This window comes from Nocardia sp. CC213A, assembly GCF_030766805.1.
Classification (GTDB): Bacteria; Actinomycetota; Actinomycetes; order Mycobacteriales; family Mycobacteriaceae; genus Nocardia; species Nocardia otitidiscaviarum.
In genome coordinates, this window is the sequence record NZ_JASFXA010000004.1 from 229,411 (window position 1) to 244,094 (window position 14,684).

At 69.1% G+C, this 14,684-nt stretch carries 12 protein-coding genes; 6 read left to right on the forward strand and 6 right to left on the reverse strand.

The annotated features are described in order from the left end of the window. Nucleotides 1–12 precede the first annotated feature (12 nt). The 3 genes from QJS31_RS09560 (at nucleotide 13) to QJS31_RS09570 (ending at nucleotide 3,469) form a co-directional block, all read left to right on the forward strand. Complete coding sequence (locus QJS31_RS09560; protein ID WP_306356456.1) at nucleotides 13–1,845, forward strand: PspC domain-containing protein; 1,833 nt, start codon at nucleotides 13–15, stop codon at nucleotides 1,843–1,845. Next, a complete protein-coding gene (locus QJS31_RS09565) occupies nucleotides 1,838–2,032 on the forward strand; it encodes a hypothetical protein (RefSeq protein WP_282784868.1) in 195 nt (64 codons plus the stop codon). The genes QJS31_RS09560 and QJS31_RS09565 overlap by 8 nt, the downstream gene beginning before the upstream one ends. Nucleotides 2,033–2,167: 135 nt before the next feature. Then, nucleotides 2,168–3,469, forward strand: a complete 1,302-nt coding sequence (locus tag QJS31_RS09570; protein WP_306356457.1) for a hypothetical protein — start codon at nucleotides 2,168–2,170, stop codon at nucleotides 3,467–3,469. Between the two features lie 59 nt (nucleotides 3,470–3,528). Here the strand turns inward: QJS31_RS09570 and guaA are convergent, their stop codons facing one another. Beyond that, nucleotides 3,529–5,112 carry a glutamine-hydrolyzing GMP synthase gene (guaA, locus tag QJS31_RS09575; protein ID WP_306356458.1) on the reverse strand — a complete coding sequence of 528 codons (1,584 nt, stop codon included), beginning with the start codon at nucleotides 5,110–5,112 and terminating at the stop codon, nucleotides 3,529–3,531. Between the two features lie 175 nt (nucleotides 5,113–5,287). Here guaA and QJS31_RS09580 point away from each other — a divergent pair, with 175 nt between their 5' ends. Next, complete coding sequence (locus QJS31_RS09580) at nucleotides 5,288–6,103, forward strand: alpha/beta fold hydrolase (protein WP_282784863.1); 816 nt, start codon at nucleotides 5,288–5,290, stop codon at nucleotides 6,101–6,103. A gap of 458 nt (nucleotides 6,104–6,561) precedes the next feature. Here the strand turns inward: QJS31_RS09580 and QJS31_RS09585 are convergent, their stop codons facing one another. Further along, entirely contained in the window at nucleotides 6,562–7,695 is a 1,134-nt protein-coding gene (locus QJS31_RS09585; protein WP_282784861.1) for a GuaB3 family IMP dehydrogenase-related protein, read from the reverse strand. Between the two features lie 333 nt (nucleotides 7,696–8,028). Then, nucleotides 8,029–9,543 (reverse strand): IMP dehydrogenase, encoded by a 1,515-nt coding sequence (guaB, locus tag QJS31_RS09590; RefSeq protein ID WP_282784859.1) that lies wholly within the window; start codon nucleotides 9,541–9,543, stop codon nucleotides 8,029–8,031. Between the two features lie 271 nt (nucleotides 9,544–9,814). Between guaB and QJS31_RS09595 the strand changes: the two genes are divergently transcribed. Beyond that, complete coding sequence (locus tag QJS31_RS09595) at nucleotides 9,815–10,228, forward strand: DUF5319 domain-containing protein (RefSeq protein WP_029923780.1); 414 nt, start codon at nucleotides 9,815–9,817, stop codon at nucleotides 10,226–10,228. A gap of 369 nt (nucleotides 10,229–10,597) precedes the next feature. Here QJS31_RS09595 and QJS31_RS09600 read toward each other — a convergent pair whose 3' ends face one another. The 3 genes from QJS31_RS09600 to QJS31_RS09610 all read right to left on the reverse strand — a co-directional run bounded on the left by QJS31_RS09600 (nucleotide 10,598) and on the right by QJS31_RS09610 (nucleotide 13,733). After that, nucleotides 10,598–11,746: an anti-sigma-D factor RsdA gene (locus QJS31_RS09600; protein WP_306356459.1), complete on the reverse strand. Its 1,149-nt coding sequence runs from the start codon at nucleotides 11,744–11,746 to the stop codon at nucleotides 10,598–10,600. Then, nucleotides 11,739–12,320, reverse strand: a complete 582-nt coding sequence (locus tag QJS31_RS09605) for a sigma-70 family RNA polymerase sigma factor (protein WP_143982713.1) — start codon at nucleotides 12,318–12,320, stop codon at nucleotides 11,739–11,741. Before QJS31_RS09605 ends, QJS31_RS09600 begins: the two co-directional genes overlap by 8 nt. A 129-nt stretch (nucleotides 12,321–12,449) precedes the next feature. Next, nucleotides 12,450–13,733 (reverse strand): hypothetical protein, encoded by a 1,284-nt coding sequence (locus tag QJS31_RS09610; protein ID WP_306356460.1) that lies wholly within the window; start codon nucleotides 13,731–13,733, stop codon nucleotides 12,450–12,452. Nucleotides 13,734–14,311: 578 nt separating this feature from the next. On the opposite strand from QJS31_RS09610, the gene QJS31_RS09615 reads away from it, so the two are divergent. Continuing rightward, a complete protein-coding gene (locus tag QJS31_RS09615; RefSeq protein WP_029923776.1) occupies nucleotides 14,312–14,605 on the forward strand; it encodes a WhiB family transcriptional regulator in 294 nt (97 codons plus the stop codon). Nucleotides 14,606–14,684: the final 79 nt, after the last annotated feature.

The window sequence follows — 14,684 nt, forward strand, 5'->3', positions numbered from 1 at the left end:
GACGATGGGACCATGAACTCAGCGAGCGACTGGTCCAGTGGCGCCGGACGGGGCAGCTTCAGCGATCAGCTTCATCATCTCTGGCAGACCCGGCCGGTGCGAATGCCGCGGCAGGGGCCGATCGCGGGCGTGGCCGCCGGATTCGGGCGGCGGTACAACGTCGATCCGGTACTGGTGCGGGTCGCCTTCGTGATCTCGGCCTTCTTCGGCGGCGCGGGCATCGTGCTGTACCTCGCGAGCTGGGTGCTCATGCGCCAGGAGGGGGACGAGGCGTCGGCCGCCGAATCGCTGTTCGGGAAGGGACGCAGTTCGCAGTCGCACACCAAGACCATCGTGTTGATGGTGGCGCTGGGTATCGCGATCATGACCGCCGGACCGGTCGGTACCGGGCTCGGCGGCTCCGGACTGATCAGCTTCGCGCTCATGCTGGGCGGTTGGTGGCTGCTCTACCAGCGGCAACCGGAACCACCGGTGGGGAGCCTGGATTCGGGATTCGCCGCTATGGGGTACCCGACGACCACCGGATACCCGGGGACCGCCTTCCCCGGCTCACCGCAGTGGACCGGCTACCCCGGCACCACCTCGCCGTACGGGCCGTACACCACCCTGCCCGACCACTACGAGCCCGATCCGGCGCGGCAGGCCGCCACCAGCGAGCTACGCGCGGAACCGCCGGTGCGCGAGGGCGATTCGAACGCCACCGCCCGCACCGAAGTGCTGCCGAAACCCGACGGGAGCACGGGGACCGGAGAGTCCGGGGACGGCACGGCCGCGGCATCCGACGACGCCCCGGCCCCGACCGTCGAACTGTCCAAGGGCGACCCCACCACCGCGAAACCACTCGCCTCGGATTCGACTGCCCCCGAGGGCGATCCGACGCCAACCGAGCAGTCACCCGAGAGAAGGACGCGTACCGAGGTGCTACGAGTCAAAGGCGATATCGTGAGAGGCGATATCGTGGAATCGGTCACCCTGCGCAAAGACCCGTCGGCGTCTACGGACGAACTCCCGAACGACGATGATGCGTCGTACGGCTCCGGAGCGGACGACACGCCGCCCTACTCGCCCGAACCCGGACGACACCCGGGCGAATCTCCCGACCCGCACCGGATTCCCTCCGCCTCGGAACCCGAGCGCCGCTCCTACGGCCCCGCCCCCATCTCACCGGACTTCCGCCCCACCCCGCCGGGCTGGGATCCGCTCGGCGTGGCCCCGCTCGCCTGGGATCTGCCGGAGCCCAGCGCATCCCACGTGATGCCGGTGCAGGCCCCGCCCAAGCGCCCCCGCTCCCGACTGACCCCCACCGTCATCGGACTGGCCATTCTCGCGGCGGCCGGCGCGGGTGCCGCCGCCGCGGCCGGGGTGGACTGGATGACCCCGGGCCGGATCGGCGCGGCCGCCCTGGCGGTGGTGGCGCTGGGCCTCATCGTCGGCGCGTTCGTCCGGCGCGGCTACGGACTCATGGTGGTGCTCGCCCCGCTGGCCGGATTCGTGCTGCTGGCCTCGCTGATCGGCCCGATCGAGTTCGACCGCGGCGGGATGGGCGATCGGGTCTGGGTGGTGCAGGACGCCGCCGAGTTGGCCCCGGAGTACTCGTGGGCGTTCGGCTCCGCCACCCTGGACCTGAACAATCTACGCCTCACCGAGGACCGCACGACCAAGATCGAGGGGGCGATGGGTGAGGTCCGTATCCTCGTCCCGAACGATCTGCGAGTGCGTTTCGACTGCTCGGTGGATATGGGTGAGCAGAACTGCCCCAGCGGCATCATCGGCCCCGCCGAGGGACCGATTCTCGACCTGGCCGTTGACATGAGCATGGGATCCGTGGAGGTGCAGCGTGGCTGACAACAAGACCCGCCGACCGTCGTTCTCACTCCTCGTCGCCGGAGTACTCGGCCTGCTGGTGAGCATCTGGGCCTTCATCGGCCCGCACTCCTGGCCCGAGGGACTGTCCTTCGGCTGGATCGTGGTGATCACCGCCATCGTGGTCGGCGTGCTGCTGGTGATCTCACCACGCAAACGCAAGGAGTAGTCGACCAGCGAGTACGGCCCCTGACCCGAATGGTTCAGGGGCCGTTCGCATTCCAGGCGACCACGGATGCGACACTGGGGCGGTCGACGCGGTACGGCCGGTCAACCGGCACTCGGGAAGATCGAGGACAGAACAATGGTGAGCGGCGAGACCACGACCGAGTACGAGGCCCCCACCCGGACCGCCGACTATGCCGACGAATCCGACTGTCCGTACCTCGGGCTCGCCCCCTACCAGCGCCGCGACCGCGATCTGTTCTTCGGACGCACCCACGCCACAGCGGAATTCGCCGATCTGGTGCGCGAGGCGGCCGGGGACGCGAGCGGGATGGTGATCCTCATCGGGGCCTCCGGAGCGGGGAAATCGTCGCTGCTGGCGGCCGGGCTGGTCCCCGCGGTAGGCGACTGGGACGTCACCACCATCACCCCCGGCGCCGACCCGATCGCCACCCTGGCCGCCGCCTACGGCATCGAGGGCGACACCGACCTCACCGCCGACGACATCATCACCGCCCTCACCGCCCAGCGGCTCGACCGGCAGCGCCTGCTCATCGTCGACCAGTTCGAGGAGTTCTTCACCGCCTGCGAAAGCGAAACCGCCCGTGCGGAATTCCTCGCGGCCCTGCACCGCTGCGCGACCGAGCACACCGCCGCCGTGGTGCTGGCCCTGCGCGCCGACTGCTACGCCCACTGCCTCGCCTATTCCAGTCTGCAAGGCGCGCTGGAGAAACGCAGCTACATACTCGGCCCGATGCGCCCCGACGAACTGGCCCAGGCCATCACCGGCCCTGCCCGCCTCGCCGGACTCGAGCTGGAACCCGGGCTCGACGAACTGATCATCACCGACCTGTGCGGCGTCCGCGACCACCACGACCGCCACGGCTACGACCCGGGCACGCTCCCGCTGCTCTCCCACGCCTTGGCCGCGACCTGGCGGCACCGCTCGGGCCACCGCCTCACCACCGCCGGATACCGCAGCACCGGCGGCATTTCGGGCGCGGTGGCCGCGACCGCCGAACACGCCTGGGACGCGCTCACCGCCGAGCAGCAGGCCGCCGCCACGGCGATGCTGCCGGAACTCGTGGCGGTCCACCGCGACGCCCACGCCACCCGCCGCCGCATCGCACGCCCGGACCTGTTGCGCCGCACCACCGATCCGGAGGCGGCCGCCGCCGCACTCGAGCTGCTCACCCGCGCCCGCCTGATCAGCCGGGACGGGGATACGGTCGGCTTCATCCACGAGATCGTGCTCGGCGCGTGGCCCCGGCTGCGCGGCTGGGTGGACGCGGCCCGCGTCGACCTGCTGACCCGCGACCTGTCGGAAACCCGCACCACACAACGGCATCCGACCGTGCCACGCGACCACCGGCACACCACCACGGCACTGCTGGTGCTGTTCGTCGTCCTGGTGGTCGTCGGCGTCGCCGCATACACGTAGCGGGCCCGCCGACCCTTCCGGATCGAGGGCCCGCCCACACCGCGCTCAGCGCCCGGCGCTCACTCCCATTCGATGGTCCCCGGCGGCTTCGAGGTCACATCCAGCACCACCCGGTTGACCTCCGCCACCTCATTGGTGATCCGGGTCGAAATGCGTTCCAGCACTTCATAGGGCAGGCGGGTCCAGTCGGCGGTCATGGCGTCCTCCGAGGACACCGGACGCAGCACGATCGGATGGCCGTAGGTGCGGCCGTCACCCTGCACGCCGACACTGCGCACATCGGCCAGCAGCACCACCGGGCACTGCCAGATCTGACCGTCCAGACCGGCGGCGGTCAACTCCTCGCGGGCGATGGCGTCGGCCTGGCGCAGCAGCTCCAGACGGTCCGCGGTCACCTCGCCGACAATGCGGATGGCCAGGCCGGGGCCCGGGAAGGGCTGGCGCGCGACGATGTCCTCGGGCAGGCCCAGTTCGCGGCCGACGGCGCGGACCTCATCCTTGAACAGCAGCCGCAACGGCTCCACCAGGGAGAACTCCAGGTCGTCGGGCAAGCCGCCGACATTGTGGTGGCTCTTGATATTCGCGGTGCCGGTACCGCCGCCGGACTCGACCACATCCGGGTAGAGCGTGCCCTGCACCAGGTACTCGACCGCGGGAGCGGAGCTCCCCGAGGACGCTGCCTCGCCTTCGGACTTCACCACCTCGGCGACGGCGTCCTCGAAGGAGCGGATGAACTCCCGGCCGATGATCTTGCGCTTCTCCTCCGGATCGGTGACGCCCTTCAGCTCGCCGAGGAACTTCTCCACCGCGTCCACGGTCACCAGCTTGGCGCCGGTCGCGGCGACGAAATCGCGCTGCACCTGCTCGCGCTCACCCGCGCGCAGCAGCCCGTGGTCGACGAACACACAGGTCAGCCGGTCGCCGATGGCACGCTGCACCAGGGCGGCGGCGACGGCCGAGTCCACGCCGCCGGACAGGCCGCAGATGGCGTGGCCGTCGCCGATCCGCTCACGCACATCCGCGATGAGCGCCTCGGCGATACTGGCGGGCGTCCACGCGGCCGGAATCCCGGCGATCTCGTGCAGGAAGCGGCTCAGCACCTGCTGACCGTGCGGCGAATGCAGCACCTCGGGGTGGTACTGCACACCGGCCAGCTTGCGGGCACGGTCCTCGAACGCGGCGACCGGCGCGCCCGGCGTGGTGCCGGTGACCTCGAAGCCCGCGGGGGCGTCGGTGACGGCGTCGCCGTGGCTCATCCACACCGGATGATGGGTCGGCAGGCCGCCGTGCAGCACACCACCGTCGATATTGATCTCGGTGCGGCCGTACTCACGGGTACCGGTGTGCGCGACCGTACCGCCCAGCGCCTGTGCCATGGCCTGGAAGCCGTAGCAGATACCGAAGACCGGCACGTCCAGGTCGAACAGCCGCGGATCCAGCTGCGGCGCGCCCTCGGCGTACACGCTCGACGGGCCGCCGGAAAGAATCACGGCGGCGGGCCGCTTCTCGGCGATCTCCTCGACGGTCGCGGTGTGCGGAACCACCTCGGAGTAGACACTGCACTCGCGCACCCGGCGCGCGATCAACTGCGCGTACTGCGCGCCGAAGTCGACGACAAGGACTGGTCGCTGGGTTTCTGCCACCGGCTCAGTCTAGTGAGCGATGCAGGACACACGTCCGTCGGGCGCACCGGTCCGGACCAAGATCGACGCATTCATCCCGAGACACACAAATCGGGTGGCGCGGCACGCCGTACGCGCACCCGGCACGGGGCAAAACTGTCGATCTCTGTCACCGGCCGTGACTATCCTCTTCCTCGTGCCATTCGCCCATGCGATCGATGCCGAAATCCATTACGAGGACAGCGGGGGCGATGGACCGGTAGTGCTGCTGGGGCACGAATTCCTCATGGACCGAACGATGTTCGCGTCGCAGCAGGCGGCGCTCACACCGGAGTACCGGATCGTCACCTGGGACGCGCGCGGACACGGACGCACACGCGACAAGGGCCTGCCCTTCACCTACTGGACCAGCGCCCGCGACGTGCTGACCGTACTGGACCAACTCGGCGTACGGCGATCCGTCATCGGCGGCACCTCACAGGGCGGATTCACCGCACTGCGCACCGCGCTGCTGGCCCCCGACCGCGTGGCGGCACTCATCCTCATCAGCACCGAGGCACACGAACCCTCCACGCTGGAACTCACCAATGCCCGTCGCTTCCTGGACAAATGGTATGAGAACGGCCCCCGCCGCGCCCTCGCCGAACACCTCGCGGAATGGCTCATCGGTGACGACGCCTGGTATCGCGCCGTCTGGGTGAAACGCTGGCTCGCCCGCGACCACCACGCCACCGAGGTCGCCGCCGGTTGCCTGCTCGGACGCGACTCGGTACTCGACCGACTATCCGAAATCACCTGTCCCGCATTGGTTATCCACCCCACCAACAGCGGGATCTCCCGCGCCAACGCCCGCGAACTCGCCGCCCGCCTGCCCGCCGCCCACTACCTGGAAATCGAAGGTGCCCGCCAAACCGTCAACATGACCCACCCCGGCGAGGTGAACACCGCCATCCTGAACTTCCTCCGCGCACTGCCGCTAGCCCGCCTCTCCGGGACTTCAGCGCGCGGCTGAGAGCCGTTGAGGCACATGCACGCGTGCCTGCGGTCGAGTGCCAATCCGATTCTGGACGTACCCGATGAGTTACCCCAATCGGTGCGAGATCAGTTGTTGGGTCCCCGGTCGAGGGTTCCGGAGTGAACACCGTTCGCGAGGGATGCCGCTGGGCGCTGGTCGAGAGTTCCGGTGAGTGCCCCGGCCGGAACGGGGACGACATCCGCTCGGCCGAACCGACTGCGCAGGCGGGCGTCCCGGCCGAAATCAGGACAGCATCCGCTCGGCCGAACCAACTGCGCAGGCGGGCGTCCCGACAGGAGCAAGGGCAGTTGTCACGAGCCGGTCAGTCCGCGCGGGTGGACGTTCCGGTCAGGGCGAGGGCAGTAGCGGACCAGCGGGTTGCGGGTTGCGGCGAAGATTCCGCCGGGGCGCAACGGGTGTTGCGCTCCCGGCGGTGCTGTGTGCGGGCGGCTGGGTCAGGCTCGGACGTTCAGGCCGACCTTCTGGAATTCCTTCAGGTCGCAGTAGCCGGTCTTGGCCATGGAGCGGCGGAGGCCGCCGACCAGGTTGAGGGAGCCGAAGGGGTCGTTGGAGGGGCCCTCCAGAACCTGGGCGAGCGGAACGCGTTCCTCGTCGATGGCGTAGGGCAGCAGGGCGCCGCGCGGGACCGACGGGTGGGCGGCGGCCGAGGGCCAGAACCAGCCCTTGCCGGGAGACTCCGCGGCCAGAGTGAGCGGCACACCGAGCATGACCGCGTCCGCCCCACAGGCGATGGCCTTGGCCACGTGCCCCGAGGTGAGAATGTCGCCGTCGGCGATGACATGCACGTAGCGGCCGCCGGTCTCGTCCAGGTAATCGCGGCGCGCGGCAGCGGCATCGGCGATGGCCGTGGCCATGGGCACGCCGATACCGAGCACCTCACCGGTCGACGTCGCGCCCTGCATGGAGCCGTAACCGACGATGACACCCGCCGCGCCGGTGCGCATCAGATGCAGCGCGGTGCGGTGATCGCTCACACCGCCCGCCACCACCGGCACATCCAGTTCGGCGATGAACGTCTTGAGATTCAGCGGCTCACCGTCGCCCACATGCTCGGCCGAGATGATGGTGCCGTGCACCACCAGCAGGTCGATGCCGGCCTGCACCAGGGCGGGGGTCAGCGTGCGCGCGTTCTGCGGGCTCACCCGCACCGCGGTCGTCACACCCGCGGCCCGCACCTGCGCCACCGCGGCCGCCAGCAGATCCGGCTGCATCGGGGCCGCGTGCAACTCCTGCAGCAACGCGACCGCGGCCTCCGTCCCCTCCTTCTCGGCCACCTCGGTGAGCTGCTGGATCTTGGCCTCCACATCGGCGTGCCGCGCCCACAGGCCCTCACCGTTGATGACGCCGAGACCACCGTGACGGCCGAGCTCGATGGCGAACTCCGGCGAGACCAACGCATCGGTCGGATGCGTCAGGAACGGGATCTCGAAACGGTAGGCATCGAGCTGCCACGCCAGCGACACCTGCTTCGACGAGCGGGTCCGCCGCGAGGGAACGATGTCGACATCGTCCAGTTCGTAAGTGCGCCGGGCAGTCCGGCCCATGCCGATCTCGACCATATCGCGCATCGGTTCCTCCTGTGCTTGATTGCCTCCGCTTCGCTCCGGCGGATGCTGTGTCTTATTTGCCCTCCGCTTCGCTCCGGGCGGATTCGCGGCTGTGTTTGTTTTGCCTCCGCTTCGCTCCGGCGGATTCGCGGCGCGTTCGGCTGGGGGCCGGGAGTGGAGTACTGCGGGGGTGGGAACTGGGGGGTGAAGTACCGAGGGTTGTCGATCTTTGAGTACTGCGGGGTGGAGCGCCGCGTGGTTGGTGTGCATCGCGAGGTCGTGCACCGCGGGTTGGAGCACGGGGGTTGCTGCACCGGGGGGTTGGAGCATTGCGGCGGGTGGGGTGGTTCCGCGTCAGGCGCGGGTGGTGTAGTTGGGGGCTTCGACGGTCATGGTGATGTCGTGCGGGTGCGATTCCTTGAGGCCGGCGGCGGTGATCTGCACGAACTGGGCGGCCTGCAGGTCCGGGATGGACTGCGAGCCGGTGTAGCCCATGGCGGCGCGCAGACCGCCCACCAGCTGGTGGATCACGGTGTCGAGCGGGCCCCGGAACGGCACCCGGCCCTCGATGCCCTCGGGCACCAGCTTCTTCTCCGACAGCACATCGTCCTGGAAGTAGCGGTCCTTGGAGTACGACTTGGCCTCGCCACGGCCCTGCATGGCGCCCAGCGAACCCATGCCGCGGTAGCTCTTGAACTGCTTGCCGCCCACCAGGATCAGATCACCCGGCGACTCGGCCGTACCGGCCAGCAGCGAGCCCAGCATCACCGTCGACGCGCCGGCCGCGATGGCCTTGGCGATATCACCGGAGTACTGCACGCCGCCGTCGGCGATGACCGGCACACCGTGCGGCTTGCACGCGGCGGTCGCCTCCAGAATGGCGGTGATCTGCGGCGCGCCGACACCGGCGACCACGCGGGTGGTGCAGATGGAACCGGGGCCCACGCCCACCTTCACCGCGTCCACACCGGCTTCGACCAGGGCCTTGGCACCGGCGCGGGTGGCGATATTGCCGCCGATGATCTGCACCCGGTCGCCGACCTCGGCCTTGACCTTCTGCACCATCTGCAGCACGCCCGACTGGTGGCCGTGCGCGGTGTCCACGACCAGCACGTCCACGCCCACGTCGGCCAGCGTCATGGCGCGCGACCAAGCGTCCTCGCCCACGCCCACCGCCGCGCCGACGAGCAGTCGCCCGTCGCGGTCCTTGGTGGCGTTCGGGTACTGCTCGGTCTTGACGAAGTCCTTGACGGTGATGAGTCCGCGCAGCTTGCCGTTGCCGTCCACGATCGGCAGCTTCTCCACCTTGTGGCGGCGCAGCAGACCCAGCGCGGCCTCCGCGGTCACGCCCTCCTGGGCGGTGATCAGCGGGGCCTTGGTCATCACCTCGGCGACCTCGCGGTTCTGGTCGACCTCGAAGCGCATATCCCGATTGGTGATAATGCCCACCAGGATTCCGGCGTCGTCGACCACCGGCAAACCGGAGATGCGGAACCGCGCGCACATGGCGTCCACGTCGGCGAGGGTGTCGGAGGGCCGACAGGTGACCGGATCGGTCACCATGCCCGCCTCGGACCGCTTCACGGTCTCGGCCTGGGCGGCCTGCGCCTCGACGGAGAGATTGCGGTGCAGCACGCCCATACCGCCCGCCCGCGCCATGGCGATGGCCATGCGCGCCTCGGTGACGGTGTCCATGGCCGAACTCACCAGCGGCGTGCGCAGCGAGATCTCCCGGGTCAACCGGCTGGAGGTATCGACGGAACTCGGAATGAGGTCGGACGCGGCAGGCAGCAGCAGCACATCGTCGAACGTCAGCCCGAGCATGGCGATCTTGTTCGGATCGTCGCCGCCTGTCACGGGACTGCTCATCGGATCGACCCCTCCTGGACCTCGGCAATGCCCACCGGAGCAGGACCCGGCGGACGAATGGATTGATTTCGATACCGAAGATCGCTACCCGGCATCTGCCCGTCCATGGTATCGGTCGCGCAAAGTTGTGTTCGATGTGCCCTCCGCCGCGCCGCGGGCGGCGGAGACGGGTACGTCGGTAGCGCCGGATTTGCGCTAAGGAACCAGTTATGTCAGGGCAAATGGGTGTCAGCGCTGGCGCGGAAGGGCCATCTCTGCGTACCGTGGACCTGTGCGTGACCATCTACCACCTGGCCTGCCGCCGGATCCATTCGCCGGAGATCCCTCCGACCCGTCGGCCGCGCTCGATGCCATCGAGCCGGGGGAACCGCTGGATCCTCACGAGCGCCTAGCGGTCGAGGAGGATCTCGCCGACCTCGCAGTGTACGAGGCGCTGCTGGCGCACCGCGGCATCCGCGGACTCGTGGTCAGCTGCGAGGACTGTCGGCAGGATCATTACCACGATTGGGATATGTTGCGCGCCAACCTGCTCCAGCTACTGGTGGACGGTACGGTGCGCCCGCACGAACCCGCGTACGACCCGACCCCGGAGGCCTACGTCACGTGGGACTACTGCCGCGGTTACGCCGATGCCTCGATGAACGAGGCGCTGCACGGCGACGGGTTCGACGGGTTCGACGTCTGACTCGGGGGTCGCCCCGGGTGACCCTCCCGATCGACGCGGGCACTCCGGCCGTATACGCGGGCACTCCGGCCGTACACCGGAACGACTGATACAGGTGTGGGCTCGCGCCTCCCACTCGGGAATGGCGCGGGCCCACATCGCTTCGTTCGAGCGGCGAGGCGCGGATACGAAAAGCCGACCGCCGGTCGGCGATCGGATGGTGCGTGATCGAACCGCCGGACGGGCGACCCGGCGTTATGAACCCCTGTGGATCCTCACCGCGAACGGCTCGGATTCCCCTATCGGCTCGGATCCCCTATCGGATTGTCAGCGGCCGGATCAGCAGCGGCCGGGTTGTCCAGCGGCCATCGCAGTGTCGGCAGCCACCACTCAGCGGATGCCGCCCGGGGCGGTGGGCAGCTGGGCGGGCGGGACGAGCCCGCCGCCCGTCGGCACCACCTCCGTGCCCGGCACCGACGGAAGCCCCGAGATCCCGCCACCGGTGGGCGGCAGTGTCGGCTGCTGCGGCAGGCCGGTGGGCACCACCACCGTGGTGGTGGGCTGTACGGTCGGGACCGTCGTCGGCGGCACCGTCGGCTCCGTCGCCGGGTCCGACGGCTCCGTGCTCGGCACCGTCGGATCGGTGGTCGGCTCGTCCGGAGTCGTCGCGGAATCGCTCGGCTCCGTCGTACCGCCGGTATTCGGCTGGGTGGACAGGATCCGGGGGTCCACCGACGGTTCGGTGGTCACCGAGGCATCCGGCGCGACCGGTGCCGTGGTGGCATTGCCACCCGGCTTGGTCGTCGGCTGCGATCCGCCGGGTTCGGCCGCCTTGGTGGTGCTGGGCAGCAGCGAGGCCGCGATTTCCGGGGCCCGCTCCTGCAGCTGCGCCACCAGCCGCTCCCACTGCTGCCGCAGATCGTCCTTCTTGCCGCTGTCGTCGACCTGGCTGACATTGCCCTCGGCGCGCTCGAGCAGTACCTTGGCCGCCTCGGGCTTGCCCTCGTCGATCAACTGCTGTGCCTGCGCCATATCGTTGCCGGCCCGGTTCACCACGGTGGTCTGCGCCTGTTCGGAGAACACGACCTCCTTGAAAGGCCACAGCGCGTCGCCCGGCTCGGCGCCGTAGGAGAACGCCGTCAGACCGCCCATGATCAGGGATACGGCGGCCGCCGCACCGGCGATGGGACGAACCAGCCGTAGTCGCCTGCTACCCGAGGCCCCGATCCGCGCCCCGCGGGCGCCGACCTCCTGGTTCACCGCGGCGACGATGGCATCCAGGTCCGGTCCGGCCGGCATCGGCTCGTTGACGATCTCGGCCCGCCAGTTGGCCAGCAACGCTGCGAGCTGATACTCGTCCGCGCTGCTGGTCTGGACCGCGCCGTCACCGGCAATGGCCTCGATCAGCTCGTCATCACGGCGTACCGCCGCGATATCCACCGGCCCGGTGTCACCGGACGCCTCGGCGTAGGGACCGCTGTTGTGCGATCCAGATCGCGCCTTCCAGTCGCCCCGACCGCGCTCGCCATCCCTAGCCATACATTTCACCTGCCCTCGCCACTTGTGACTTGAGTTTCGCGAGTGCCCGATGCTGGGCGACTCGTATAGCGCCCGCCGTACTGCCCACGGCGGTTGCGGTTTCTTCAGCTGACAAACCCATGACCAAGCGCAGGATCAGAATCTCTCGATGCTTCTCCGGAAGCGTCGCCAGCAGCTTGTTCATCTGGCGACTGGTTTCGGAATCGAGAGCTCGCTGCTCCGGCCCCTGGTCGGTGGATATGACATCCGGTACTTCGGCCATGGCGTCCGCCTTGTTACGGGCGGCGTTGCGATGGGCGTCGGCGACTTTGTGGGAGGCGATGCCGTACACGAACGCCATGAACGGTCTGCCCTGATCCTGATACCTGGGCAGGGCGGTCATGACGGCCAGACATACCTCCTGAGCCACGTCGTCCGCGGAAAGCTGACCGCGTTCGGCGGCTCCGATTCGCGCACGGCAGTACTTGACCACCAGTGGGCGGATGCTCTCCAGTACCTGGGAAAGGGCAGACCGGTCGCCCTGCGCTGCGGCAGCGACGACGGCGGGGTCCAACTCCTCACCCGTGTTCTTCATCGTCAGAGCTGTTCCTGGCGTTACGAAGTGGCACGTCAGCCTTGGGCACGTGCTTCCGCGAGGGGGCGGAACGGTCCAACAATAGCGGGCGGTGCGAGATCGGGGTCACTCGCGGGCGAGGTTCAGATGTCAGGCGGCCGTTCGCAATCGTCCGCCCCGGGCGGCCAGCAACACCGCGCACGCCGCCGCCTCATCCGCCCCGCCACCGGCCGAATCCAGCCCCGACAGCAGCATGGCGCAGGCCCATCGCAGCGGCAGCAACCCGAAAATCCGACTCTGCCCAGCGACATTTTCGGCCAACTCCCGAGCGCGATCGACATCACCCCCGGCGGCCGTCGCGGCGGCCACGAGCAGACCTGACTTCACCCGGTGCCGAACCGACGGCGACCGCTGCGCCCACGCCAGGGCCGCCTCCGCGTGTGCCAGCGCGGGATCGCCATGCACCAGCGCGGGGGCGGCGTGCGCAAGAACGGGGTCGGTATGCACCGACGAGGGATCGGTGTGTGCCGGGTGGACATGCTCGCCGCGCACATCCCCGCCGCGCACATCCCCGCCGCGCGCATCCCCGCCGCGCGCATCGGTGTACGGCACGCCGACCTCGGCCCGGTGGCCGGATCGCGTCGGGCTGGGGTGCGCATGCTCGGCGGCGGACTCGTATCCCGGACCACCGTGTGCCGCTCCCGAACCACCGTGAGCCGCGTCCATGCGGGATGCCATCACCGGCGGTCCAGCGGCGGCGCCCGACCGGGCCGCCGGGGTGCCGGCAACCGGTTCGGGAGGCACGACGAGACCCGCCCCGGGGGCGTACAGGGCGGTTTCCGCGCTGACCCAGTGCAGGCGGATCCGGGGCCGCCAGGCGGCCTCGTAGTCGACGGGCAGGGCGTCGAGGTGGCGGCGGCTACGTCGCAGCAGCCGGGCAGCGAGCTCGGGGCGGCCGGTGCCGAGGGCATCCGCGGCCAAACCGGTCAACGCGTCGCAAACCGCCTCGTGGCGGGCGGCGCCCGACAGCGCGCGGTCGCCGCCGCCCTCCGAGTGGCCCGGGCCGCGGTCGACCGGGGCACGGTCGGCCGAGTCACAGTCAGCGGAAACACGGTCGGCCGGGTCCGCATCGGGCAGGACGAGGTTGGCGGCGTGGCCGTCCAGTGCGGCGGCCAGGGCGTGCCAGCCGAGCTGGCGTAGGAACGAGGCTTCGGTACTGAGGCTGAGCGAACGCAGGATCGGGTCCGGGGTGAGCCGCCGGGTGCGGGCCAGTTCGGCGCGGGCGGCCGCGTAGTGCCCGACGCCGGAGAGCGCCACCGCACGCAACCAGGATTCGGTCGCGTTCGCGGGAACCGGCAACCCGGTGGCAGCGCGTTCCGGAGTACCGCCGAAAGCGGATTCGGCGAGTACGGAGTTCACTTCGAGCACAGGCACGGCCGCACTCTATCGATGCAGCCGAGCGGGTCCGCCGATGCCTGGCATAGCACATTCCTACAGCTAACTCTCAGCATTCGAAGCACCCGCTCTGTTTCCGTTGGGTAAATCTGTGCTCGCAATCCTCCAGCACGTTCGTATGGAATTCGTATGCGTATCGCATTATTAACCTGGCAGCCGCGAAGCGGCCATCTCGCCCCCACCCATAATGCGGCCCGCAATGGCTGAGATCACCCATAGCCACATGTGCACATGACACCGCAACGTTGCTCACCGTATCGAAAAACGGTCCGTGAGCTGCTGTTTTATTGCCCTCGGCATCATGTCGACACCCCATCCGACACCTGGGCAACCGATCAGTATCGCCGGAGACCGGCTCTTTGTAAATAGCAAGCACGTTAATTCTCGAATGTGCTGGTATTCCCAATAGAGCGAGTGAGGCTATTGACGCCATTTCATTGTTCGTCCTAACGTACGACATCGCCGCCATCGGCGCCGCGCGAAGAATTGTGATGCGGCCCTATGCCACACCAGCACCCGCTCGACAATGCCGACGAGCTCGCACCTGAGGAGTTCACATGCCTATGCCGACCCACCTCCCTGGTCCGAACGCGGACGTCTGGGACTGGCAGATGCGGGGATCCTGCCGCGGGCAGGATTCGTCGGTGTTCTTCCATCCCGACGGCGAGCGCGGCCGCGCCCGCGCCCAGCGCGAGATGCGGGCCAAGGAGATCTGCCGCGCCTGCCCGGTCCTCATGCAGTGCCGCTCGCACGCGCTGAAGGTCAGCGAGCCCTACGGCATCTGGGGCGGAATGTCGGAAACGGAACGAGAGATGCACGCGCGCCGCAATCGGCGACGTGTTGTCGCGTGAGGCGAACGCAGCGCCCTGTGACGGCTGTGCACACCGTGTGACTTCGGATTCTTTCCCATCCGCGCGCCGCGGTGCCTCG

What these genes read in the sequence shown, in the direction of transcription:
- QJS31_RS09570 (WP_306356457.1), top strand. Translation starts at nt 2,168, where the DNA reads ATGGTGAGCGGCGAGACCACGACCGAGTACGAGGCCCCCACCCGGACC.
- guaB (WP_282784859.1), bottom strand. Translation starts at nt 9,543, where the DNA reads ATGAGCAGTCCCGTGACAGGCGGCGACGATCCGAACAAGATCGCCATG.
- QJS31_RS09585 (WP_282784861.1), bottom strand. Translation starts at nt 7,695, where the DNA reads ATGCGCGATATGGTCGAGATCGGCATGGGCCGGACTGCCCGGCGCACT.
- QJS31_RS09560 (WP_306356456.1), top strand. Translation starts at nt 13, where the DNA reads ATGAACTCAGCGAGCGACTGGTCCAGTGGCGCCGGACGGGGCAGCTTC.
- QJS31_RS09605 (WP_143982713.1), bottom strand. Translation starts at nt 12,320, where the DNA reads ATGAAGAACACGGGTGAGGAGTTGGACCCCGCCGTCGTCGCTGCCGCA.
- QJS31_RS09600 (WP_306356459.1), bottom strand. Translation starts at nt 11,746, where the DNA reads ATGGCTAGGGATGGCGAGCGCGGTCGGGGCGACTGGAAGGCGCGATCT.
- QJS31_RS09615 (WP_029923776.1), top strand. Translation starts at nt 14,312, where the DNA reads ATGCCTATGCCGACCCACCTCCCTGGTCCGAACGCGGACGTCTGGGAC.